Below are 24,637 nucleotides of genomic sequence, written 5' to 3' on the forward strand. Positions count from 1 at the left end.
CACAATAGAAGGCTGGTCGCTGAGACAAGGACGGTTTGCTTCGTCGTAGCTCCTCGCAATGACAGACAAAAAGTTACTGCTGTCCCTCATTCCATATCTCCCACGCCGCCTCGGCCTGCAGGCACAGCATCTCAAACCCGTTCTTCACCTGTGCGCCGGCTTCCTTGCCTTTCTGCATAAACAGGGTTTCGGCGGGGTTGTACACCAGGTCGTGGAGGTAGTGCTGCTCGGTGAGGGCCGCGTAGGGCAGGGAAGGGCACTCGTCGGTGTGCGGGAAGGTACCTAGCGGGGTGGTATTGATGATGAGCCGGTGCGCCGCCACCAGCGCGGGCGTCAGGTCGGCGTAGGTGAGGCCGTGGGCCATCGGGTCGCGGCTCACCAGCCAATGCGGAATGCCCAGGTCCTGCAGAGCTGTGGCCACTGCCTTGGATGCGCCCCCAGTGCCCAGTACCAGCGCCCGCGCTTCTGGCTGAAGCGGGAAAAACCGCCGCAACGATTCGCGGAAGCCTACGTGGTCGGTGTTGTGGCCGCGCAGGCGGCCCTCGGCGGTGCGCTCTATCACGTTCACGGCGCCCACGCGGGTGGCCGAGGGCGCCAGCTCATCGAGGTAGAGCATCACCGATTCTTTATAGGGCACCGTCACATTCAGGCCCACCAGGTCGGGGTGGGCCGCCAGCACGCCCGGCAGCTCATTTATCGAGGCCAACTCGAATAGCTCGTACTCGTGGTCGGGCAAACCCAGCGAGTAAAATTTCTGCGTGAAATACGTTTGCGAAAATGAGTGGCTAAGGGTGCGGCCGATAAGCCCGAATTGGCGCATAGGATGAGGGGATGGATAGGAAGGCGCGCCAAAACAACACAAAAAAAAGCCCCCAACCGCGCGGCCAGGGGCGTTCTTGCTCAGAAAAGGTGGGGTATTACCGGCCAAAGCCGCTCACGCTCAGCGCGCGTCGGTCGCGGATGCCGGGCTCAGCTTGCTCTTCACAAACGACCACAGCGGCGGCAGCACCGAAATCAGAATAATCCCGTAGATAACCAGCGTGAAGTTGTTCTTAACCAGCGGAATGTTGCCGAACAGGTAGCCCGCCAGCGTAAGCGAAATCACCCACAGCGCTGCCCCCGCAATGCTGAACGACGCAAAATAACGGTACGTCATGGTGCCAATACCGGCCACAAACGGCGCAAACGTGCGCACGATGGGCACAAAGCGCGCCATGATGATGGTTTTGCCGCCGTGCTTGGCGTAAAAAGCCTGGGTCTGGTCGAGGTACTTGCGGTTCAAAAACTTAAAGTCCTCCCGAAACACTCTTGGCCCGAGGTAATCACCTACAGCATAGTTCAGGTTATCGCCAATGAAGGCAGCCGCTATCAGCATCGGAATCAGCAGCCAGATGTTGAGCAACGGGTGGCCGGTGTCGGGGTTGGGCTGAGCGGCCAGCGTGCCGGCCACAAACAGCAGCGAGTCGCCGGGCAGGAAAGGCATCACAATCACCCCGGTCTCGGTGAAAATGATAAGGAACAGGATAAGGTAGGTGAGGCTGCCGTATTCGTGCACCACGTTGACCAACGTCTTGTCGAGGTGCAGCAATAAATCGAAGAAGTGCTTAATGATTTCCATGCCGGGCGTGAAGTGAGCCACAAAGAAAACCGCCCGGCGCCGAAGTCCCGGCTCCAGGGCGCCGGCCGCCACTGCCCAAGCCCAGGGCTCACACCCCCGTTCCGTTGTTTTTCCACATCACCCCAGCCGCTTTCTCACCGGTTTTTGCTTTTGTAGCAGTGCAATAAGCGAAGCCTAGCACCCAGGCATGCGTTGATTATCGAAAACGAAGGTGTAATTTTGTTAACGTTTGTTTAAACTTTCAACCGCTCAATTACGCTGTCATACGGCCCTTAAGCTTACAAATCCCACGCTAAGCACAGCCGTATGAGCTTCGTCGTACGGTGGCTCCCTAAAGTTTGGCATGACCTATGATGTGCCCGTCGGCGCAGCAGCTGGCTGGAAGACGGCCCGCGCCGGGCGGCGTTAAAAACGCCCAACCTCTGTCAAACCTTTGCCGTTGCAGGCCTAATATTTTTACCAGACCAATAACTGTTTCTCAAAAGGGCGACTGGTAGCGGGCCTTGAAGCGCTTCCACACCTCTGCCGTTATTCGTTTGCTGTTGAAGCGGATGACACTCGTAGGCTTCTATAGGTCGGCCATTGCCTTACTCACTGAGAATAATGAAGCAAATGCTTAATGCATAATATGTTAGTTCTACTTACTTCATTAATGCTAAGCAGCATTACCTGGTTATGGTGAGCATAAAATGTACCCGTGAGAGCATCAAAGTCACCCTATTCGCTATTCTTCCCAGCTTTTGAATCAAGTGCTATATTAAGGTGTTTATTGTGATAATGCCGCTGATGCTCGTAGATTCGTGCGGCTGTCGGTGCCCATCTCTTTGATTGGGACTTGTGCCACGATGGAGCTTAATATGATTGACAACGAAAATGAAAACCTTTTGGCAACGACAGCAATGACTTTCCATCACGCAACTTTCCAACAGGATTAGAGTAAGCGTGCATGAATTGCTGGAGGTAGTGCTGCCGGCCGAGAAAAGCCGCTTGGTTTCTGTTCTCTACAGTGCAATCCCTTACCCCAAACCGGGTGATTGTTATTCCACCAAGACATTGGTTGAAACCTCATTGCTCAATATTGTATAATGCTAATTTAAAACATTTTAACAAAAAATTTGACTTTTTGATAACAACTGTACCTTTTTTTGACCCCTGCGTATACGCGCATCGTAACGAAAAAGGAAATTTTCGTTTCTCTCCTTTTAACATCCAATTCCTAAATCCAATGCAAACTTTACTCCTTACGCGAAAGCTGTTGCGACAGCGAAGCTTTCTAAGCTCTCTCATCCCCTTATTTGCCATATTCATTGGGCTGGGCTTTCCCCAAAAAGCTCAAGGGCAAGTATTCTATAATTTCGACAACGTCACAATTAGCGCTTCGACTTCTACTGCTGCGCCAACGTCGACTGTCTACGACGGGACATATGACAACAATATAACGACGCCCCCATTCAACCCGTTATTTGACGGAGCTGACTTAGGTAATGGCGGCACATTCGACCAGGCAGCAGGGGCTAGCACCCTACTAATCACTGCAGCGCAGGCTAACGTGGGTACGTCTACTACCACTACCACTACCAATGCTGCGCGCTTGGAATACCGGGTATATCTGACGAATGCTACCATCATTCCGGCTTTCTCGCCGTTGCTTCTTAACAACACCTCGTCTACTAATACAGGCTCTTCAATCAATTATGCAGCCAGCGGGGCTTCTATTGACTTGTTGAACCAGCCCCAGGTACTGGGTGGAGGGACTTACTACGTTGAGATACGCTTCGCTACTGACTACGTAAAAAGTGGACGTACTCCGGTTCCCGGTACCCAATATGACCCCAGTGGCTCCACCGGCTTTCGCGCGACCTTCAATGTAGTTGCACCTGCCGTCACCCCGAGCGGTGGTACTACTACTTGGCAGGGCACCATTGACCGCGATTGGACTAAAGCTGGCAACTGGACGAACGGCGTTCCCACAGCTAATTCAAACGCTATTATTCCGCAACGTCCCCCGTCTCCAGCTGTCATTGTTTATCCGCTTTTGGATAATCCGGTTTACCCCTATGCTGTCAAAAACCTCACGCTGGTAGGCCAGAGCAATTCAACCCGGGGCGAACTGGAAATTCAGCAAGCCGTTCTTTCAGTATACGGCAACCTGCGTCAGAATGCTGGTGGCCTCAGGGGAACTATTACTGGCGTTCGTGGTGTGCAAAACTCATTGCTGAACTCTACCATCATCTTTGCTGGGGCAGACCAAGTGATTACGGGTGTGCTGGCGGTGCCCGATATCCTGATTCAAGGTTCGGGTATCAAATCGGTGACCGGCGTGATGCGCCCGACCAATACGTTGTCGTTTCAACCAACCTCGGCTACTAACGGTGTTATCGTGCAGTCGGCGTTCGAAGATGTAAGCTCCGGTACGCTTACGCCTTACTTCGATACCACTCTCTTGGCACTTGTGGACTTAGAAACTACCGGCCTCATCAACCCCTTGAGTCCTGAGACTAATACTTCCTATATTCTAGGCGTAACACGCTCGCTGCGTCAGTTGAATACGGGTGTACAAAATACTTTTGGAAACATTGGGCTTGATTTGACCGCCAACTACACGGCTAACAACATCACCATTTTCCGCATCGTCGGCGACCCGCTGCAGAGCCCTACCTGCACGAACTGCAACACGCGAGTGCCTATTAAGCGCCAGTACATTGTGAGCAACACGCTGGACAGCGAAGACCCGCGGTTTACGGGTGCAACTCTGACCTCGGTTGTATTCCACTACCTGAATTCGACCTTTGAATTGAACGGCATTCCTGAGAACAACCTGACGATGTTCCGTTCCATCGGCAACGGGCCTCCCTATCAGCCGGTGTTTGGCACGCTTAGCACGGCTGCTAAGACCGTTACGCGTGCTGACTTGAACAGCCTGCCTGCGTTCACGCTGACGTTGGGCGATAAGCTTAACCCGCTGCCTGTGTCGCTGGCCAGCTTCGATGCCAAACGTGCCGGTGTAAATGCAGAGATTACCTGGAAGACGGCCACTGAGCGAAACAACAAAGGCTACGAGGTACAGGTATCGACCAATGGCTCGGATTTCCGCACGCTGGGTTTTGTGGCCGGCGCTGGCAACAGCTCGACGGCGAAATCCTACACCTTCCTCGACGTAGAGAAAAACAAAGCTGGCGACCGGTACTACCGCCTGCGTCAAATCGACAACGACGGTAAAGAGTCTTACTATGGTCCGCGCGTGGTGAACTTCAGCGGCAACGTGACGGAAGATGCTGCTGTGCTTGCCTACCCCAACCCCTTCAGCAGCGCTGACCAGCTGCACCTGACCCTGCAGTCGGCCTCGGCTGGCAAAGGTTCGGTGATGGTAACCGACATGACCGGCCGTACGGTGCGGCAGCAACCCCTGGAACTGGGCGCTGGCAGCAACGACGTGACGGTAGAGCGCCTGAACGACCTGAAAGCCGGTGTGTACATGGTACGCATCACCCAGCCCAACGGCCAGGCCCAAAGCCTGAAAGTGGTAAAGCAGTAACCTGCACTACCAACACCAAAAAGGCCGGCTCCCGCGAGGGGGCCGGCCTTTTTGGTGTTGGTAGTGCCTTGTGGCAGCGCGCCGCACGCTCGGCTGAACGTACAACTGGCCTAGCCGCGTGGCATGGAAGTGCCCGGCTTGGTGCTCTTGGCCGCCGGGTGGAACATGGGGTCCACGGCGTCCATGTCGAGGAAGTGGGTAAAGGTGTCGCCGCGCAAGCCCAGGCGGATAGTTTCGAGGCTTACCACTTCATTGGGGGCAATGTTGCCAAGGTTCACGTTGGTGCCGAGCAGCTTGATAAACCACACCTGCTGGGCCTTTTGCGGCGCTTCCCAAATGATGCGCTCCGACGGAATCTTGGTCAGGATTTCTTCTACCAGGCCCGAGCGCACCTCGCCGGTGCTGCGGAACAAGCCCACGTTGCCGCCTTCGCGGGCCTCGCCAATCACCTTGATGGCGCCGGCCTGCAGCTCGGTTTCCATCTGCGAAATCCACTTGTAGGGCGGAATGATTTTCTCGGCGTCTTTCGAGCCCACCTCGCTCAGCACGCGCACGCTCTTGCTCAGCTCGCGGATGTACTCGCACTTGCGGCCGTGGTCGAGGTCGATGCTGCCGTCCGACACCTCGGCGTATTCCATGCCGAAGTTGTCGAGCAGGCGGCGGTAGTCGTCGAATTGGTTGCGGATGATGAAGGCCTCAAACAGCGTACCGCCGAAATACACCGGAATGCCGGCCGCGCGGTAGATTTCGAGCTTTTGCTTCAGATTGGGCACCACGTAAGAGGTGGCCCAGCCCAGCTTCACCACGTCGGTGTAGGTGGCGCTCACCTCCAGAAAGTCTTCAACTTCGCGCAGGCTCATGCCTTTGTCCATCACCATGGTATAGCCCTGCTCGCGGGGCTTGGCCGTGCGCTCGGGCAGTTGGGAGAGGTCGTAATTCATCAATTGGGGGCAAAAAGGGTTAATTGAGGAGAAAACAGCGGCCGGAGTTGGGTGGAGCCGGCAACAAAAAACCGCCCGTTCGCGAGAACGGGCGGTTACAAAAGTAGCGTCTAAGCGAGGGAAATGTTATTTCCGGAACTGTTCAATCAATTTGCGCAGCCCCGGCTGGTCGCGCAGCTCGGGAAAGTAGTCGAATAGCAACACATGCTGCTCGTAATTGAGCGTCAGGGCCGTTTCTAAGGTGTTGTAGGCCTCGCGCATGCGACCGTCGGCCAGCAGGTAGGCGCACAGCATGTAGTGGAAATGCGCCTCCATGGGGTGCAGCTCCACGGCGTGGCGCACCAGGTCCACGGCCTCGGCGTAGTGGCCCTGCTCGTAGAGAATAGCGCTCCAGCTCACCCAGCCCTGCACGTCGTCGGGGGCTACTTCGGTGGCTTTCTCGTACGATTCGAGCGCGCTCACCACGTTGCCTACATGGTTTTCGGCCGCGCCCAATGCCGACCAGTATTCGCCACTCTCCGCGTACAATTCAGTGGCCTTGCGGAAGTAGTGAATGGCCTCAAACCAGCGGCCCTGCTCCTGCAGCAATACGCCCTGCCCAAACCAGGCCTCGTCCATCTCGGGGTTAATTTCAAGAGCTTGGCGGTAGTACTTGCGGGCCGGCTCCCAGTCGCGCAGCTTCTCGTAGCACTCGCCGATGTTGCACAGGGCCTCGTCGGTGGGTTGCCCGGCCGGGTAGGCCTGCTCAAACTCGGCAATGGCCTTCTTGTACTCCTGTTGGCACACGTAGGTATCGGCCAGCCAGTGGTGGGCGTCGTGAAAGTCGGCACGGATGGTCACGGCGAAGTCGAAAGCTTCGGCGGCCTTGGCAAAGTCTTCGCGGCGGTACCAGTACTGGCCCAGGTTGTACCAGGCGGTGGGGGAGTAGGGGTCGTCGTCGGTGAAGCGCTTGAAGAACTCCTCATGCTCCTCCAACCGGCCCGTGATGTCGAGGCAATGCAGCAGCTCCTGCACCCCGGTTTCGTTGTCGGGGTTCAGGCGCAGGCTTTGCTTGTAGTGCTTGGCCGCGCTTTTAAATTTCTGCCAGCTCTGAAACGCCAAGCCCAGGTTGAAGTGAATGTCTTCGCGCTCGGGCTCCTGCGCCAGGCCGGCCCGGAAAAACTCCACGGCCTCGGCAAACTCGCCGCGCTGCGTGCTGATAATGCCCCGTGTCACGGCCACGTCGGCATTGGTGGGGTCCAGTTCGGCCACGGCGTCAATCTGGCGCTCGGCTTCGGTGTAGTCGCCACGCATGGCCGTCACTTGGGCGCGGTCAATCAGCAGCTCGGTCGAGAAAGGGTACTGGCTTAGCGCAGCCTCGCAGGCCTGCAGCGCGTTGTCGAAGGCACCGTTGGTAACGTAGTGGTCGATGATGTTCTCGAAGTCCTCCAGGTCGAAGAAAACAGACTCCTGCTGGGCCAGCATGCGCTCGAAGCGGCGCACGGTATCCAGCACCGTCCGGTGGTTTTCAAAATGTTCGTTCATGCGCATAAAATCGCAGTTAAGTGGATTAATCGGGGTTTTGCGAACGGGCAGCCGCGGCGGCAAATCAGGAAAAATAAACCGCCGGCAAACCGCTGTTCACTCCACTTGCTAGTACTCTCTCAATGATAAACAAATATTGGGCAAAACCGTGCAATCCGGCTCTTGCTAAGTTACGACAACCGCCGGGGCGCTGGCCGGGTTTTCGCGCAACCCAGCCGCACACCAGGCCAACGTCTCGGTTAACGGGCGGAAAGTGAGCCCGGTAGCGCTTTGCACTTTGCCGTGCGCATACACCACTGGCCGGCGGCCGGCGCGGGCCGTGTCTTTGGTAATGAGGGGCCGCGCACCGGTGAGCACGGCGCGGGCGTGCTCCAAGCGCCAGATAACCTCGGCCGCCCAGTTGGGCACGGCCACTGTGGGCGGGCGCCGCTCCAAAGCCGCCGCAGCCTGCCTGAAAAACTCGCCCAAAGGCACCGCTTCGGCGCTCAGAATGTAGCGCTCCCCACTCAGCTCGGGGTGATCGAGGGCCAGGGCTAGTAAATGTGCCACCACGTCGCGCACGTCCACGAAATTGACTAGTCCGCGGGTATAAAAGCGATGCTGCTGGTGGGCGTAGCGCAGCAAGCGGGTGCTGCTGCGGTTCCAGTCGCCAGGGCCCAACACCACCGATGGGTTCACGATAACGGCCGACAAGCCTTCGGCCACACCCCGCCACACTTCCAGCTCGCCCAAGTACTTGGAAGTGGCGTATGCCGGATGCGAGGCGCCCAAATCCCAGGTGGCCGCCTCCGTCACCGTAAGGGTGCCGGTGGCCGCAGCCGCCCCCGCCGTCGAACCCAGCGCCGCCACCGATGACACGTAGGCCAGCCGAATGCCTGGCCGCTCCAGGCAGGCGTCGACCACGGCGGCGGTGCCTTCCACGTTCACCTGCAGCAGCAGGGTTTCGTCCTGCGGCGCGTAAGACACAAGGCCGGCGCAGTGAAACACGTGTGTCACGTCGGGCGTGAGGGCGGCCCGCAGCTGCTCAGTGTCCAGCAGGTCGCCGGCTATCCATTCCACGCCCGGCGCGGCGTTAGCAGGCACCGCGCCACGGTGCAGGGCACGAACCGGCAGCCCCCGCTCGCGCAAGGCCCGCAACAGAAAGGAACCAATGAGGCCCGTGCCGCCGGTGACGAAAATCATAAACTGAGTTATCGGTTGCTCGTTGTCAGTTGTCAGATAAATACTCGACGGGAAGTCAGAAGCTAACAACCGACAATGAGTAACTGCCAACTAAAACCAAAGTTGTTAAAGCGTATTGTTCAGCAGCGGTAGTTTCAGCAGCTTCTCCATATACGGCTGCGGCACGGTGCGGCGCAGCAGGGTATCGGTATGACGCAGGTGGTGGGTGTCGGTGCCCACGAAATCAACCAGTCCGCCGTCAATGAGTTGCTCAGCTACTTTCTTGGCGCCCGGCGAGTAGTAGCCGGCCAGTGAGTTCAGATTTACTTGCAGCAGCACGTCGTAGTCGCGGCGCATCTTCTCAATTTCGGCGAAGCGCCCGTACAGGTAGGTGTAGCGCTCGGGGTGGGCCAGCACCGGCCGGTAGCCCTGCGCTTTCATCTCGAAGATTATTTCGTAGAGGTTAAGCGGCTCATTCATGTACGATGTTTCGAACAGTAGATACCGCTTCTCGCCGCCGAAGGTGAGCATTTCGGTGCCGTCGGCCAGCTTGCGGCCCAAGAACTCATCGAGGTAATACTCGGCTGCGCAGCTCAGCTCCACGTCGGTGATACCGGCGGCTGTGGCAGCTTCGCGCATGAGCTGTAAAGCTGCCCGGATGCCCTCCGGCGTGTTTTTGTAGAAGTCGCCCATGATGTGGGGCGTCATCACTAGCTTGCGGAAGCCTAGCGCGCGCAGGGCCCGCAGCAAGTCCAGCGAGTGCTCCACCGTCTCGGCGCCGTCGTCGAGGCCAGGCAGCAGGTGCGAGTGCATGTCGGCCCCCAGTGTGGCCAGGGCCGCTACGGGCGCGGCCGACGTGGGCTCGGGCGCCGCCCCGCCAAAAAGTTTTTGCCAGAACGAAGCCATGGTACGTGCCGGGCGTTAGGTGAAAAACTTCTTCAGCTTCTGGCCAAAGGTGAGTGGGCGGCTCGACGGCTCCTCGTAGTAGCCCTGGCCGTAGCCGCCGTAGTTGCCATACCCGTAGCCATATCCATACCCGTAGCCATACCCGTAGCCCGCCCCTGACGGTGCGTCGTTGAGGATGGTGCACATGGTGGTGAAGTTGTTGCTGCGCATCAGCCGGTTCATGTTCTTGATGAATGCCTTGCGCGAATAATCGGCCCGCACGATGTAGAGCGGAATGTCGGCCTTACGCATAATCAGGATGCCGTCCGTGACGAGGCCCACCGGCGGGGTATCAATCAAAATCACGTCGTAGCTGCGGTACAGCTCCTCAATCATGGCATCGAACCGGTCGCTCAGAATCAACTCCGACGGGTTGGGTGGCGTGGGGCCAGCCGAGATGAACTGCAGCGACTCGATGCTAGTCTGCTGAATGCATTCCTGAACGGTATGGCGCTCGATGAGGATAGTACTCACGCCCCGCGTATTCTCGGTGCCGAAGGCCAGGTTCACCTTGGGCTTGCGCATGTCCAGGTCAAGAATGATGACTCGCTGTCCCGACAGGGCAATGATGCCTGCCAGGTTCACCGTCACGAAGGTTTTGCCTTCGCCCGAGATGGTCGACGTCACCGAAATCAGCCGCTTCTTTTTGGAAGAGCTAATAAAATCGAGGTTTGTTCGAATAGAGCGAATAGACTCCGAAATGGCCGACTTAGGGTTCTTGTCCACCACCAAGCGCGAAATCTCCATCTTTTCCTTGTCGTAAGTCGGAATGATGCCCAGCACCGAAGCTTTGGTGCTGCGCTCCAACTCCCGCACCGTCGTGATTGTGTTGTGCATGAAGTAGCGCACCGCAATCAGGCCCAGGCCCAGCAGCAGGCCGCCGGCCAGCCCAATGGCATAAGCCAGGAGCTTGTTGGGGAAGATGGGCGCCGACGGCAGCGAAGCCGGCGACAGAATGTCAAAGTCGGCGATGTTGCCGGCCTTCTGAATCTCAAACTCGATTTTCCGTTGAAACAGGTCTTGGTACTGTTTGCGGTACTGCTCCACCGGGCCGCGCAGGCGGTCCAGCTCAGTGGCCTCGCGCGGCTTGTCCTGCAACGCGGTGTTGTATTTGTTGCTCTGCTGGTCCAATAGAGCCAGCTGGCGCCGCAACAGCTTTTCGTCCTGCAGCAGCACGCGCCGGATTTTGTTGCGCGTAAACTCCATGTTGGCCTGGCGTTGCTGCACAGCTTCGGTTCGGTCGGTGCTGGAGCGGCGCAACCGGCGCAGTTGCCACTGCTGGTCGTTCAACTCGTTGAGTCCCGACGCGAGTTGTGGGTCTTCCAGGCCTGCGATGGCGGGAATACTTTCCTCTACTCGCTCATCCTCTGAGGACGTGATGCTTTCTTCCTTGATGAGCCGGCTGAGTTCGGCCAGCAGCCCCAGCTTCTCGTTCAGGGCCGTTCGGTCCAGTTCCAGCTTCTCTAGCTTGGTGGTGAGCGCGCCGGCTTCGGCGTTCGGGTCGTAGACTCCGCTTCGCTCGATGAAGGCTTGCAGCCGGGCCTGGGCCTCTTGCAACTGCTGCTTGGTGTCGTTGAGGGTTTTGTCCAGAAACTTGGTTTGCAAGTCCACCGACTGGGCTTTCTGCGCCAGCTTGGCCTGTTTGTAAACCGTGTCTATTTTGTTGACAATGCTCTGAGCCTTAATAGGAGTAAAGTCCTTGAACGAAATGCCAATGGTGTTGGCGCTGGGGTTCACCACTTCCACGGCCAGGTTTTTATCGAGATAAGCGTTGACGGCCTGGTCGTCCTGAATGGTGAAGTGATAATCTGAACTCAGCGCTTCCTTGGTTAGATACCGGGTGCCGTCTATGCGCAGCTGAATCCCCGGCAAATTGATGGGCTGGCCCAAGGCATATTCGCCGCCCTGCGTGTTTCCCTGGTTAATGAATTCCAGCTTGAAGCGTTGCAAGCTGGTGAATTTCAGGCTGAATTTCCGGTTGTAAAGGGCCGGGTCGGCAATGGTGTAGGTGACGTGGAACGGCGAGGCGGTGTAAAGCTCGGTTTCCAGCACGGTGCCCTGGACGTAATAGTTTACGTCCAGCGCCAACGAATCTTTGAGCCGTTGGTAGATGATGTTGGACTTAATCAACTCTACTTCGCCGGCCAGCTTGCTGCCCCCCGCTTTATCCGCGGCCGGGCCTATTTGCTCGGCCAGGCCGAGGTCGGCGGCCTGCGTGCGCTCGGCAATCTTGAGCAGCGACGACGACTGGTACACCGGCTTGGTGTAGCGCAGGTACAACCAGGAGGCCGTCACGCCCAGCACGATGAGCAGCAGCAGCCATAGCAGGCTGCGGCGGGCCACTAGTACCAGCGTGGTCACATCCAGGCCCGCGGAGTCGTCCTCGTCGGCGCCCGGGTCGCTGGGCAGCAGAGCCGGCGGGGCCGTGCCCCCGCCCCCCGCTGCGTTGCGGATGAGTTGTTCGAGCTCGAGATTTTCGTTTATAGCCATTACACTAGAATTGCCAGGTTTGCCCGCTGCTAAAAACGGTATACGGAGGATGAAACCGCGCAGCGGTTAGCGCCGCACCTGCGATATAATAAAGAACGTAGTAGTAAACACGAGGCTGGTCAGGCTCAGAATCGGAGCCGCGTCGGTCAGCGCATCGAGGAAGGGGCGCCGGATGGGTTCCACGTAAATGACGTCGTTGGGCTCAATCTGCAGGTTGGCCCGGCGCATGCCATTTAGGGTCGACAAATCTATTTGCTGCACCCGCGGGTTTTTCAAATCGCCTCGGATGATGCGAATGTTGTCGGCCCGGCCGCCGTTGCGGTAGAGGCCGCCGCTGCCGCCACCCTGCCCGTCGATGCCGCCCGCCAGGGCCAGCACTTCCAGGAGGTTCATGTTGTCGTTGGTGAGGGAAATGACCTGGCCGCCCACCGAGCCCAGCACAATCACGCGGTTGTTAGTCACGCGCGTGGTCACGAAAGGCTGTATGTAATATTCCTGGTAGCGGGTGGCCAGCAGACTGTCGGCTTGCAGCAGCGAATACCCACTGATGCGAACACGGCCCAGCATCGGCAGCACCACGGTGCCATCGGCCTGCACCAAAAATTCGGAGCCCCCCGACGCCGACCCGCCGCCGGAACTGCGCGTGGGCTGGGCACTACGGCCGCCCCCCCCCTGGCCGCCCACCACGCTGCCCCGGCTGGGCAAGTTGCCCGAAGGAGAACCAAACGGCAACTCGCCGTTGGGGTCGAGGATGCGTTCGCCCTTGTTGGTGTTCACCCGCACTTCCAGAAAGTCGTTGGGCTGAATGACATAATTGCGCTCGGTCCGGTTCACCGCGATGCGCAGTTTGGTGCTATCGAGCTGGCGGCCCTGGCTATCGGTGAGGCGGAAAAGGGTGCGCTTCTGATAGTATTTCGTGGAAGCGCACGACGAAAAAAACAGCAGGGCGGGCAAGGCCAGCAGCCACAGCCGCCCCAGGCGGCGAAGAGAGAAAGACGGCATGAAGGCCAAGGAGTGCAGAATCAAAGAAAAATTCCGGAAATTCCCGCAGCCATCGGCGGCAGGTTTCCCCCAAAAAGCCTCAAAAGTAACGCTTTTGCCGCGCCCGTTCAACATCCGGCCTCGGTGGCCGGCCCCGCCCTCGCCGTTGCCAACGCCGAAACACGTACTTTCGTGTGGCCAAAACGAACAGTCGTTCGTTTCGAAAAATACTTTCTCACGTACTCACAATTCCCACCAACCGCTCTTACTTCCATGGAAGCCGTAGCCACCGAAAACCAAACCATGATTGCGCAGATGGTGCGCGATTTTGGCGCCCAGCACATCAAGCCCCACATGATGAAGTGGGACGAAAGCCAGGAATTTCCCGTCGATGTGTTCCATAAGTTGGGCGAGCTCGGCCTCATGGGCGTGCTGGTACCGCAGGAATACGGCGGGGCCGGTTTCGGCTACATGGAGTACGTGACGGCCATTGCCGAACTGGCCAAGATTGACGGCAGCATCGGCCTGAGCATGGCCGCCCACAACTCACTCTGCACCGGTCACATCCTGCAGCACGCCTCCGAGGAGCAAAAGCATAAGTACTTGCCCAAGCTGGCCAGCGGCGAGTGGATTGGCGCCTGGGGCCTCACCGAGCCCAACACCGGCTCCGACGCCGGCAACATGCGCACTACTGCTGTGCTCGATGAGAGCGGCGAGAATTACATCCTCAACGGCGCCAAAAACTTCATCACCCACGGCAAAACCGGCAACGTGGCCGTTGTCATCGCCCGCACCGGCGAAGTAGGCGACTCGCACGGTATGACGGCCTTCATCATCGAGCGGGGCACGCCTGGCTTTGCTGCCGGCCGCAAGGAAGACAAGCTGGGCATGCGTGCTTCCGAAACCACCGAGTTGATTTTCACCGACTGCAAGGTGCCCGTGGGCAATGTTATCGGCAAGGTGGGCGACGGCTTTGTGCAGAGCTTGAAGGTGCTCGATGGCGGCCGCATCAGCATTGCGGCGCTCAGCCTGGGCATTGCTCAGGGCGCCTACGAAGCGGCCTTGCAATACAGCAAGGAGCGTCAGCAGTTCAACCAGCCCATCAGCAACTTCCAGGGCATTGCCTTTAAGCTGGCTGACATGGCCACCGAGATTGAGGCTGCCAGCCTGCTCACCTATCGCGCCGCCGCCATGAAGGACGCTGGGCAGAACGTAAACCGTGAATCGGCCATGGCCAAGCTGTACGCCTCCGAAGTGAGCGTGCGCGTGGCCAACGACGGCGTGCAAATCTTCGGTGGCTACGGTTACACGAAAGATTACCCGGCCGAGAAGTACTACCGCGACGCCAAGCTGTGCACCATCGGCGAAGGGACCAGCGAAATCCAGAAGTTGGTCATTGCCCGCACGCTGCTGAAGTAGACCACCAATTCGCTGAATTAACCGCGCATTCCACGGATTTTGTGGCCAAGCCGAAACGTTTTGGGCGACATCGGCCTACGCTTAATTGAAGTCGACTACAAAATCCGTGGAATCCGTTGTTAATCCGACGAATCCGTGATTATCTTTGCGGCCCGGTTTGCACCGCCCTCGACTGAAAACTTCCCTCACTCCCTGATATGATTATCGTTCAAATCAAAGACAACGAATCGGTTGACCGCGCTCTGAAGCGCTTCAAAAAGAAATTCGAGCGCACCGGCGTGCTGAAAGAGCTGCGTCGTCGCACGTTCTTCCAGAAGCCCAGCGTGACCCAGCGCAAAATGAAGCAGAAAGCCGTGTACAAGCTGGCTACCTACGGTCAGCCCGGCGAATAAGCTTTCGTTTTAAGCGCGGATTAGCTTTGCTAAAAACCGGCTGGTTTGCCTTGCGAGGCAAGCCGGCCGGTTTTTTCGCGTCCGTATAGCAGCGGTTAGATTGGTAGGAAAGAAAAAAATGTTACCTTGAACGCCCGGCCCAAACGCCGGGCGTTTTTGCTGTTGGTATGGATGCCTTTCTCGATTTCTTGCGCTTTGAGAAGCGCTACAGCGCCCACACGCTCACCTCGTATCAAACCGACCTCGGCCAGTTTGCCGCTTACCTGAAATCGGCCTACGAACTGGCCGACCCCGCGCAGGCCACCCACCCGCTCATCCGCGGTTGGGTGGTGGAACTGATGCAGCAAGACTTGGACCCCCGCACCGTGAACCGCAAGGTGGCCTGCTTGCGCTCCTACTACAAGTTCCTGCTGCGCGCCGGCACCATTGCCAGCAATCCCATGCTGCGCATCAAGGCCCCGAAGATGGCCAAGAAGCTGCCCGAGTTCGTGCCCGAAGAGGCCCTGAACGGCTTGTTAAATACCTTCGAATTCAGCGACGACTTTGTGGGCCACCGCGACCAATTGGTGCTGGAAATGCTTTACGGTACCGGTATTCGCCTGTCGGAGCTCATCGGTATTTATCCCGACGACGTGAGCTTGGGCGCGGGCACGGTGCGCGTCACGGGCAAGGGCAACAAGCAGCGTATCGTGCCGCTAAACCCCACGCTTAAGCTGGTGATTGAAAAGTATCAGGCTCGGCGAGCGCACGAGTTTGGCGCCATCGGCGGGCCGCTGCTGCTCACCGACAAGGGCGAGGCGATGTATGAAAAGCTGGTGTACCGCACCGTGAAGCGGTATTTGAGCCAGATTACAACGTCCGGCGCGCAGCAGCACCCGCACGCTTTGCGCCACGCGTTTGCCACCCATTTGCTGGGCAAGGGGGCCGACCTCAACTCCATCAAAGAGCTGCTGGGGCATGCCAGTTTGGCGGCCACGCAGGTGTACACGCACCTGTCCGTCGACCGCCTGAAATCCGTATTTGAACAGGCCCACCCACGGGCCTGAGTTTACCACACCCTTTTTACCTCTTAATCAACTTCTTTATGAAAGTTCAGATGCATTCGGTGCACTTCGACGCCGACAAGAAATTGCTTGACTTCGTACAGCAACGCCTCAATAAGCTTGAAACTTTTTATGATAAGTTCACCGATGGCGAGGTGATTATGCGCCTCAACAACAAAGACGGAATTGATAACAAGACGGTCGAAATAAAGCTGTTTGTGCCTGGCTCTACCCTGTTCAGCACCGAAGACGCCGCTTCTTTCGAAGCCGCCGCTGACGCCGCCACCGAAAGCCTGCGCCGCCAGATTACCCGGTACAAAGAAAAGACAATGAGCCACTAGGTTTTAGTGGTTGGTGATTAACGGTTAGCGGCTACCTTTTTCATTGCCGCATATAAAAAGCCCCGCTTGTGAGCACAAGCGGGGCTTTTTGCTAAGAGTAAGTAATGGCGTCAGCAACTAATCACTGACCACTAATCATTAACCATTAATTCAGTCCAAACTCGGCCTTAATCTGGGGCACGTAGTCGAGCTTTTCCCAGGTGAAGGTTTCAAAAGTTTTGGTTTCGCCGCCGGGCATCACCACGTTCACGGTGCCGGGCTGGCGGCCCATGTGACCGTAGGCGGCCGTCTGGGCGAAGATGGGGTTTTGCAGGCCAAAACGCTTCACGATGGCGTAGGGGCGCAGGTCGAACAGCTTCTGCACCTTCTCGGCCACTTCGCCATCGGTCATGGGCTGGCCGCTGGTATTTTTGGCCTTGATAGTGCCGTAGGTGGTCACGAATACGCCCACCGGCTGGGCCACGCCGATGGCGTAAGCCACTTGCACGAGGGCCTGGTCGGCCACGCCGGCAGCCACTAGGTTTTTGGCGATGTGGCGGGCGGCGTAGGCGGCCGAGCGGTCCACTTTCGACGAGTCTTTGCCCGAGAAGGCGCCGCCGCCGTGGGCGCCCTTGCCGCCGTAGGTGTCCACAATGATTTTGCGGCCGGTGAGGCCGGAATCGCCGTGCGGGCCGCCGATGACGAACTTGCCCGTGGGGTTGATGTGGTAGGTAATCTGGTCGGTGAACAGGTCTTGCACATCAGCGCTCAAACCCGCTTTCACGCGCGGGATGAGGATGCTGAGCACATCGGCCTTGATTTTCTCGAGCATTTTCTCCTCTGAGGCGTCAAATTCATCGTGCTGGGTGCTGATGACGATGGTGTCGATGGCCTCGGGCTTGTGGTCGTCGGAGTAGCGAATGGTGACCTGGCTTTTGGCGTCGGGGCGCAAGTAGGGCATGTCGCTCTTCTCGCGGCGAATAGCAGCCAGCTCCTGCAGCAGGCGGTGCGATAGGTCGAGGGCCAGGGGCATGTAATTGGCAGTTTCGTGGCTGGCGTAGCCGAACATCATGCCTTGGTCGCCGGCGCCCTGGTCTTCGTCCTTGGCGCGCTCCACGCCCTGGTTGATGTCGGGCGACTGCTCGTGCAGGCGGTTCATTACCTCGCAGGTGTCGGCGTTGAAGAGGTATTCGGGTTTATCGTAGCCAATGCGGCGGATGGTTTCGCGGGCAATGGGCTCGGCATCGACGTGGGCTTTGGACTTGATTTCGCCGGCCACCAGTACAAAATCAGTCGTTACGAGCGTTTCGCAGGCTACTTTAGAGGTAGGGTCCTGACGCAAATACTCATCGAGGATGGCGTCGGAAATCTGGTCGGCAACTTTATCGGGATGGCCTTCCGAAACTGATTCGGAAGTAAACAGATAGGGCATTGAGTGCGCGAAAAGAGCAAAAAGAAAAGAAAGACGCCCGCCCAGCCAGATAGTCGGCGGGCGGGCGCTGGGCAAAAGTACGAAAGTTCGGGGTATTGCCTACGGCCCTGGGCATAGGCAAGCGCACGCTGGCGGGCTTATAGCTGCGCCAGCCGGCCGCCATCGACGGCCAGGGTGGTGCCGTGCACGAAGCTTGCTTCGTCGGATGCTAGGAAAGCAATGGCTGCCGCCAACTCTTCGGGGCGGCCCACGGTGGCTTTGTCGATTTTTTCCTTGCCGCTTTTCACGTTGGGATTGCTCCAGAGCATGGGCGTGTCCACGGCGCCGGGCGCCACGGCGTTGATGCGGGTTTGGCGGAACGGAAGCTCCAGGCTCATGCCGCGCACGAAGGCTTCCATGCCGCCTTTGCTGGTAGCGTAGGGCACCACGTTGGCGGTGGTTTGGTGGGCGTGCACCGAGCTCACGGCCACAATGGCGCTGCCCTTGGGCATGTGCGGCAGGCACAGCTGGGTGAGCTGGGCCAGGGAGCGCAGGTTCACTTGCATCAGCGTGTCCCAGTGGGCCAGGTCCAGCTTCACCAGCGGGTCGAAGGTCATCATGGCCGCGTCGCACACCAGCACGTCGATGCGCGCAAACTTGGCCAGCACCTTCTGCACGGTGGCTTCGATGGCCTTGGGCTTGGCCAAATCGCAAACCATAAACACGGCTTTGCCGCCGGCTTCGGTGATGAGGCGCACGGTTTCGGCACCATCGGCTTTATCGCGGCCCAAGGCCACGACCTGGCCGCCCTCGGCCCCGAGCCGCAGGCAGACTGCCTGGCCAATGCCAGAGGTACCGCCCGTGACCAGACAGATTTTATTGTTGAAGCGCATAAAAAGCAGGCCGCGGAAAAAGCACGCTGCCCGGCTGCGTGTACGGCCGCCCCCTCGAAGCGGCTGCGCACCGACGAAAAAAAGTGGTTGGAAATGGTTCGTCTGCTAGAACTAAGCCGCGGCGAAGCATACTTTACCGTTTCATTTCATCTTGCTGCTTGTGCGCCAATTAACAACCACGCTTTTTCTCTCCGTGCTCGGCCTATGCACGGCTGGTGCTGCCCAGGGCCAGGTATTTGAACGCGGGTTTGTGGTGACAGCGGCCGGCGACACGCTACGGGGTGAAATTGAAAACCGCTTCTGGCAGCAGCCACCCACCCGCATCGACTTTCGGCCGGCGCCCGGAGCACCCACGCAGGCGTATGGCCGCGCCGGCCTGCGGGCGTTTGGGCTGGACGGGGGGCGGTACTTCCGCACCGAAGTGGTACCGGTGGACCGCGCCGCCCGCAGCCACGGCACCGACCTGCCCACGCGGCTCGTCATCAGCCAGCGCCCCGACACCCTGCTGACTGAAGTGCTGGTGGATGGCCCGGCGCCACTGCTGCGCGTGGTGCTGGGCGACGTGACCCACTATTTCGTGGGCCGGCCCGGCAAACCCTTCGAGGAATTGGTCGACCGCAAATACCTGAGCACGGCAAATGGGCGGGAGGGCATTTTGAGCGCCAACAACTACAAAGCCCAGCTGCTGCAGTATTTCGGCGACTGCCCGGCCGCGAGCAGCGCCGTCGGCGGGGCGCCTTTCACCGTGGCCGGCTTATCGGCCGTGGTGCAGGCCTTCAATGCGCAGTGCAGCCCGACCCGGCAGCCCGGCACCAGCTACACCGCTCGCTCCCGTAGCCGCCGGTCATTTGCTTTCAACGGCGGGCTGCTGGCCGGCGTGGGCTACAACCAGCTGCAATTCGGCCGCGCGGGCGGGGGCGAGGAACCGGCGCTGCTCAGCAACCTGAACCTCGACGGCCAAGTGCATCCGCTGGGCGGGCTCTACCTCGACCTGCTACTGCCCGGCCGCCGCTGGATGGTGCATTCTGAAGCCTTATTCAGCGAGTACGGCCGCAAAGGCACCTTTGCCCTAGCGGGCGGCGCCGGCTCCTACACCTGGTATGGCACCCGCATTGATGCTCGTTTGGGCGCCCGCAATGCGCTGTTTCAAAATCAAACGCGTGAAGTATTTGCGGGCGGGGGCTTTCTGTTGAATTTCACCACCAGCGCGCACTCGCAGGAACAATACGGCACGGGCGGCAGCCGCCTTACGGCCACCAATGTGCTGGTGCCCACGCAGTCCGGATTCATCGGCGGGCCAGCCTTTGGCCTGGGGGTGTACCTGGAAGCCGGCGTGCGCTACGGGCGTTTCACTTTTAGCCTCGACGCGGCCGTGAACGAGGGCGCCAGCTACGCCGACCCGCTGACCGTGAAAGAGGCCGCCCACGACCCCGCCGACCCCCTGGCCGTCGTCACCGATTACAACGGCTACAGCTACTCGGCGGCGCAGTTTACCTACCGGGCCCTGGTGGGCTTCCGCCTCGGGCGCCGGCCCGACCAACCGGTCAAGCCCTAGCGCCGGTGGAGCTAGCCCGCCGCCCCCGCCACTACTTTGGTGCACACCAGCACCACGGGCCGGCTGCGCAGGTCGGTGGTAGCAAACAGGTACACGTCGCCGCCCTCCCGGATGCCGGTGCGGCGTCGGAAATCGGCCACCGAATCGGGGAAGTTGCGGGTGGTGACGTGGGCGCGGGCTTCCGGGCCGAGATGGGCTTTAAGGGCCGCGCCGTCGGCCTTTTCCACGGCCAAGACCCGAAAGATGCGACCCGGAAAATCGGGCCGAAGCACGTCAGATGTATACAAGTGGCTGTGCTGGTGCAGCTTTAGTAGCTCGAACGCCGTGCCGATGCTGCGGAAGGCGCCGGCCTTGAGCACGGCGGCGTTGGGCTCGTAGAGGTATTGCTGGGCTTCGGCGTAGCGCGGAGTGGCGCGGGCCTCGCGGGCGCGGTTGAGGCGGAATTCCTGCTGGGTGCCATCGCGGCGCAGGTTCAGGGCGTAGCGTTCGGGGTCGATGGCAGGCTCCTGGCCCAGTTCGTAGAGTACTTCTTTAACCTCGTTGTCGACGGCCACCACCCAGAGGCGGCGTACGTGGGCCAAGCCCTGCACGGCCTGCTCGATGTCGAGCATGGGCGAGGTTTTGAGCAGAATTTTATCGGCCTTGTGCAGCAGCAAGGGCATCAGCTTCACCACGTCGGGCTCGCAGTCGCGCAGCAGGAAAATCTTACGGGCGGCGGTGTCGCGCCGGGCGGGGTCGAGGTAGAGCCAGTCGTAGCGTTGGGTGGTGTCCTTGAGGAAATCCAGCGCTTCGGCGGCGTGCACGTCTACGTTGGTGAGGCCGAGCTGGCCAAAGTTGTAGCGCACCACCTCGGCCAGTGCCGGGTTGCGCTCCACGTAGTCGACGTGCGCCACGCGGGCCGCAAACGCCGCCGAGTCGGCCCCGAAGCCGCCGGTGAGGTCGGCCAGCCACTGGCCTTCCACCAGGCTGGCCTTGAATGCCGCCGTGCGCGCCGACGACGCCTGCTCGACGGACAGCGCGGGCGGAAAAATCAGGTCGGGGTTGTCGGCCCAGTCGGGCAGTTTGGTGCGGGCTTTTTGGCGGGCCTGAATCTGGCGCACCAACTCGGGCACGGGCAGGCCGGGGTGGCGGCGGGCTTGCAGGGCCAAGTGGGCGGGGTCGTCGTGCAGGTGCGCGGCCACATAGCGCCGGGCCGCTTCGGGCAAGGGGTAGTCCATGAAGAGGCTTATACGGAAAAAAGGCGGGTAGGAATAGGTAGGAGAGTCCGGTAGCAAGAGCCAGGAAAGAACGACGCCTTGCGAAGCAACGCCGTATGCGGGCTCTTCTTACTTAAGGCTCCTCACCGCACCGCCCAGCGCAGGCCCAGTACCGGCTGGCCCGCGGGCGTCAGGCCCAGGCCCACCGTGGTGGGGCGCAGGCGGGGCCACACGCTGCCGTGGGCCGAGCCGGCGTTGTAGGCTTCGACGGCGCGCTTCAGATAGGTATTGGTGTTGCGGTTGATGAACACCGTGGCCAGCAGGCTGGTGGCAAACACGCCCAGCGCTACTTTCTGGGTGTTGTTGAAGTACTGCTTCTCATCGCCGGCAAAAATCTGCTGGCCCCACAGGCCGAACGAGCCCACGGCCACAACCCGGTCAACTAAAAACAAGGTTTTCTGGCGACGGTATTTGTTGAGGAAAGCAACGGCTTCGGGGTTGCTGACCAGGTAGGGGCGCAGTTTCTGGCCAAAAAAGCCCGCCGATTGGTACTGCTCGCCGCCCACGCCTGGGGGCAGGAATTCGAAATTGTGCTGCGCGCCGTTGAGGCCGCGGGCGGCATCGTCGGGGTGCAGGCGGATGGTGGCCGGGGCCTGCTGGGCCTGGGCCGAGGCCAGGGCGGTAAAAATCAAAGCTGTAGCTGCTGCCGCGCGAAGGCGCAACGTGGCCGAAGTCAACCCGGTAGGTTTGTGCATATAACAAAGATAGAATGCGCCCCGGCGGAGAAAACGCCGGGCAACCGCACTTTTTAGCTGGGTTAACTCAACAAACCGGCTGGCGCACACGTTCAGGCCGAGCCGGCCCGTGGTTTCTTGGGCGGTAAGCTTACTTCTTTTAAACTGCTTTTGTTATGCGAACATCCTTCATCTCTCGTGCGCTGCGGGTTTTGGTACCCGCCACTATGTTGCTGGCTGCCTGCGGCAAATCCGACACGCCGGCGCCTACTCCCGTGCCCGACCAAGGTCGTATATACCTCTACCACGGGGCCGCCAGCGCCAACGTGGGCCTCAAATTCCTGTTGGATGACGGCGAAAAAGCCAATCTTACCTACGGCCAAAGCTCCAACTATCAGAGTGTGAATACCGGCGGCCATACGCTGAAAATCAACGTGGCTTCTTCGAACGCTACCCAAGCCACCCAGGCCGTGACGGTGGAGAAAGATAAAAACTATTCCTACTTCGCCTACGCCAACACGGCCACCACGGTAGGGGGGCTGCTCACTACCGATGACTTGGCCACGCCGTCGTCGGGCAAGGCTAAAATCCGGTTCGTGCACCTCGGCCAGGGTGCGGCCACTGCGGCCAAGCTTTCGACAGTGGTGGCCGGCATCGCCGACATTGCGGGCACCGACGCTCAGTTTGGTAATGCTTCGGGTTTTGTGGAAATTATTCCCGGCCAGTACAACATCGCAGTTACCAGCGGTACGCCTTCGGTCATCATTGCCAACGTGGGCGATGGGAGCGGCTCAGGCACCGGCACCAACAAAACCTACGAAGCCGGTAAAATTTACACCGTACTGCTGCGCGGCGTAGTCAACCCTCTGCTTCCGGCCGACCTGCAGCCGAAAGCCGTGTTGATTCAGAATAACTAGCGGGCCCGGCCCACTATTCATACAAAGCCCCTGGCCGACGCCAGGGGCTTTTTGTTTGCTTCTGCAGCAGCAGCAATTGTTTCAGTACCGCCACTGGCAATAGCACGGGCTGGCCACTGGCGCACCTGCCCGCCAAATGCAATACGTGCCGCCTCGCCGAACAAATCCAGTATCTTTGCAGTTGAAACGCGATATACCTAATTAATCCGCATCATGGTGGAAACCACGACGAAAACGTACGTACCGTACAAAGTAAAAGACATGGGCCTAGCCGAGTGGGGCCGCAAGGAAATTCGCCTCGCCGAAGCCGAAATGCCCGGCCTGATGTCGTTGCGTGAGGAGTTTGGCGCTTCGCAGCCCTTCAAGGGTGCCCGCATTGCCGGCTGCCTGCACATGACCATTCAAACGGCTGTGCTTATCGAAACCCTCACGGCCCTGGGCGCCGAGGTGACGTGGTCGTCGTGCAACATCTTCTCGACGCAGGACCATGCCGCCGCGGCCATTGCCGCTGCCGGCATCCCGGTGTATGCCTGGAAGGGCATGAACGAGCAGGAGTTTGACTGGTGCATCGAGCAGACGCTCTTCTTCGGCGAAGACCGTCAGCCCCTGAACATGATTCTTGACGACGGCGGCGACCTCACCAACATGGTGCTGGACCGCTACCCCGAGCTTGCCGCTGGCATTAAAGGCGTTTCGGAAGAAACTACCACCGGCGTGCTGCGTCTGTATGAGCGCGTGAAGCAGGGCACCCTGCCTTTCCCCGCCATCAACGTGAACGACTCGGTGACGAAATCGAAGTTTGACAACAAGTACGGCTGCAAAGAGTCGGCCGTGGACGCCATTCGCCGCGCTACCGACATCATGATGGCCGGCAAAGTGGCCGTGGTGGCCGGCTACGGCGACGTAGGAAAAGGCACCGCCGCTTCGCTGCGCGGCGCTGGCGCCCGCGTTATCGTGACGGAAATTGACCCCATCTGCGCCCTGCAGGCCGCCATGGACGGCTACGAGGTGAAGAAGATGGAAAACGCCATCCCGCGCGCCGACATCGTCATCACCACCACCGGCAACTGCGACATCATCCGCGAGGAGCATTTCCGCGCCCTGCGCGACAAGGCCATTGTCTGCAACATCGGTCACTTCGACGATGAAATCGACATGGCTTGGCTGAACCAGAACTACGGCCACACCAAAGACACGGTGAAGCCGCAGGTCGACATCTATACCATCGACGGCAAAGAGGTGATTATTCTAGCCGAAGGCCGCCTCGTGAACCTGGGCTGCGCCACCGGCCACCCCTCGTTCGTGATGTCGAACTCGTTCACGAACCAGACCTTGGCCCAGCTGGAGCTGTGGCAGCGCGCCGACCAGTACGAAAACCAGGTGTACACCCTGCCCAAGCACCTCGACGAGAAGGTGGCCCGCCTGCACCTTGCCAAAATTGGCGTGGAGCTGGACGAGCTGACCAGCAAGCAGGCCGACTACATCAAAGTGCCGGTGCAAGGCCCGTTCAAGTCGGACCTGTACCGCTACTAGTAGCTGCCGCAAAAACCAAAAAGGCCGGC

At 59.3% G+C, this 24,637-nt stretch carries 20 protein-coding genes; 8 read left to right on the top strand and 12 right to left on the bottom strand.

What is annotated here, in order from left to right; translation table 11 throughout:
- Positions 1-73: 73 nt before the first annotated feature.
- Together I2I01_RS06290 and I2I01_RS06295 are read right to left on the bottom strand one after the other, a co-directional pair.
- Positions 74-820 (bottom strand): shikimate dehydrogenase family protein, encoded by a 747-nt coding sequence (locus I2I01_RS06290; protein WP_196285610.1) that lies wholly within the window; start codon positions 818-820, stop codon positions 74-76.
- Positions 821-940: 120 nt separating this feature from the next.
- Positions 941-1,618, bottom strand: a complete 678-nt coding sequence (locus I2I01_RS06295) for a DedA family protein (RefSeq protein ID WP_196285611.1) — start codon at positions 1,616-1,618, stop codon at positions 941-943.
- 2,200 nt (positions 1,619-3,818) lie between these two features.
- On the opposite strand from I2I01_RS06295, the gene I2I01_RS23520 reads away from it, so the two are divergent.
- Positions 3,819-5,153 carry a T9SS type A sorting domain-containing protein gene (locus I2I01_RS23520; protein ID WP_196285612.1) on the top strand — a complete coding sequence of 445 codons (1,335 nt, stop codon included), beginning with the start codon at positions 3,819-3,821 and terminating at the stop codon, positions 5,151-5,153.
- Positions 5,154-5,263: 110 nt separating this feature from the next.
- Here I2I01_RS23520 and I2I01_RS06305 read toward each other — a convergent pair whose 3' ends face one another.
- From I2I01_RS06305 to I2I01_RS06330, 6 genes are all read right to left on the bottom strand, one after another.
- Positions 5,264-6,094: a phosphosulfolactate synthase gene (locus I2I01_RS06305; RefSeq protein ID WP_196285613.1), complete on the bottom strand. Its 831-nt coding sequence runs from the start codon at positions 6,092-6,094 to the stop codon at positions 5,264-5,266.
- A 126-nt stretch (positions 6,095-6,220) separates the two neighbouring features.
- Positions 6,221-7,618 carry a tetratricopeptide repeat protein gene (locus I2I01_RS06310; protein ID WP_196285614.1) on the bottom strand — a complete coding sequence of 466 codons (1,398 nt, stop codon included), beginning with the start codon at positions 7,616-7,618 and terminating at the stop codon, positions 6,221-6,223.
- 165 nt (positions 7,619-7,783) lie between these two features.
- Positions 7,784-8,800: an NAD-dependent epimerase/dehydratase family protein gene (locus I2I01_RS06315; protein ID WP_196285615.1), complete on the bottom strand. Its 1,017-nt coding sequence runs from the start codon at positions 8,798-8,800 to the stop codon at positions 7,784-7,786.
- Between the two features lie 105 nt (positions 8,801-8,905).
- Complete coding sequence (locus I2I01_RS06320; protein ID WP_196285616.1) at positions 8,906-9,685, bottom strand: tyrosine-protein phosphatase; 780 nt, start codon at positions 9,683-9,685, stop codon at positions 8,906-8,908.
- Positions 9,686-9,700: 15 nt separating this feature from the next.
- Positions 9,701-12,214: a polysaccharide biosynthesis tyrosine autokinase gene (locus I2I01_RS06325; protein WP_196285617.1), complete on the bottom strand. Its 2,514-nt coding sequence runs from the start codon at positions 12,212-12,214 to the stop codon at positions 9,701-9,703.
- Between the two features lie 66 nt (positions 12,215-12,280).
- Entirely contained in the window at positions 12,281-13,216 is a 936-nt protein-coding gene (locus tag I2I01_RS06330; RefSeq protein WP_196285618.1) for a polysaccharide biosynthesis/export family protein, read from the bottom strand.
- A gap of 252 nt (positions 13,217-13,468) precedes the next feature.
- Here I2I01_RS06330 and I2I01_RS06335 point away from each other — a divergent pair, with 252 nt between their 5' ends.
- The 4 genes from I2I01_RS06335 to hpf all read left to right on the top strand — a co-directional run bounded on the left by I2I01_RS06335 (position 13,469) and on the right by hpf (position 16,390).
- On the top strand, positions 13,469-14,614 hold the full coding sequence (locus I2I01_RS06335; RefSeq protein ID WP_196285619.1) for an acyl-CoA dehydrogenase family protein: 1,146 nt from the start codon (positions 13,469-13,471) through the stop codon (positions 14,612-14,614).
- Between the two features lie 197 nt (positions 14,615-14,811).
- Entirely contained in the window at positions 14,812-15,006 is a 195-nt protein-coding gene (gene rpsU / locus I2I01_RS06340; protein ID WP_196285620.1) for a 30S ribosomal protein S21, read from the top strand.
- A gap of 167 nt (positions 15,007-15,173) precedes the next feature.
- Positions 15,174-16,052, top strand: a complete 879-nt coding sequence (locus I2I01_RS06345; protein ID WP_196285621.1) for a tyrosine-type recombinase/integrase — start codon at positions 15,174-15,176, stop codon at positions 16,050-16,052.
- A gap of 38 nt (positions 16,053-16,090) precedes the next feature.
- Entirely contained in the window at positions 16,091-16,390 is a 300-nt protein-coding gene (gene hpf / locus I2I01_RS06350; RefSeq protein ID WP_196285622.1) for a ribosome hibernation-promoting factor, HPF/YfiA family, read from the top strand.
- A 145-nt stretch (positions 16,391-16,535) separates the two neighbouring features.
- Here hpf and metK read toward each other — a convergent pair whose 3' ends face one another.
- Both metK and I2I01_RS06360 read right to left on the bottom strand, forming a co-directional pair.
- The gene (gene metK / locus I2I01_RS06355) at positions 16,536-17,801 is read right to left on the bottom strand and encodes a methionine adenosyltransferase (protein ID WP_196285623.1); all 1,266 of its coding nucleotides are present in this window, start codon (positions 17,799-17,801) and stop codon (positions 16,536-16,538) included.
- 137 nt (positions 17,802-17,938) lie between these two features.
- Positions 17,939-18,673 carry an SDR family NAD(P)-dependent oxidoreductase gene (locus tag I2I01_RS06360; protein WP_196285624.1) on the bottom strand — a complete coding sequence of 245 codons (735 nt, stop codon included), beginning with the start codon at positions 18,671-18,673 and terminating at the stop codon, positions 17,939-17,941.
- Positions 18,674-18,833: 160 nt separating this feature from the next.
- Here I2I01_RS06360 and I2I01_RS06365 point away from each other — a divergent pair, with 160 nt between their 5' ends.
- Positions 18,834-20,228, top strand: a complete 1,395-nt coding sequence (locus I2I01_RS06365; RefSeq protein ID WP_196285625.1) for a hypothetical protein — start codon at positions 18,834-18,836, stop codon at positions 20,226-20,228.
- An 11-nt stretch (positions 20,229-20,239) separates the two neighbouring features.
- On the opposite strand, the gene I2I01_RS06370 is transcribed toward I2I01_RS06365, so the two are convergent.
- Both I2I01_RS06370 and I2I01_RS06375 read right to left on the bottom strand, forming a co-directional pair.
- On the bottom strand, positions 20,240-21,445 hold the full coding sequence (locus tag I2I01_RS06370; RefSeq protein ID WP_196285626.1) for a class I SAM-dependent methyltransferase: 1,206 nt from the start codon (positions 21,443-21,445) through the stop codon (positions 20,240-20,242).
- 122 nt (positions 21,446-21,567) lie between these two features.
- Positions 21,568-22,179 carry a hypothetical protein gene (locus I2I01_RS06375; protein WP_196285627.1) on the bottom strand — a complete coding sequence of 204 codons (612 nt, stop codon included), beginning with the start codon at positions 22,177-22,179 and terminating at the stop codon, positions 21,568-21,570.
- Between the two features lie 155 nt (positions 22,180-22,334).
- Between I2I01_RS06375 and I2I01_RS06380 the strand changes: the two genes are divergently transcribed.
- Both I2I01_RS06380 and ahcY read left to right on the top strand, forming a co-directional pair.
- Positions 22,335-23,075, top strand: coding sequence for a DUF4397 domain-containing protein (locus I2I01_RS06380; RefSeq protein WP_196285628.1), 741 nt, complete (start codon positions 22,335-22,337; stop codon positions 23,073-23,075).
- 213 nt (positions 23,076-23,288) lie between these two features.
- On the top strand, positions 23,289-24,608 hold the full coding sequence (ahcY, locus tag I2I01_RS06385; RefSeq protein WP_196285629.1) for an adenosylhomocysteinase: 1,320 nt from the start codon (positions 23,289-23,291) through the stop codon (positions 24,606-24,608).
- Positions 24,609-24,637: the final 29 nt, after the last annotated feature.

The organism is Hymenobacter properus (genome assembly GCF_015694735.1).
Lineage (GTDB): Bacteria > Bacteroidota > Bacteroidia > Cytophagales > Hymenobacteraceae > Hymenobacter > Hymenobacter properus.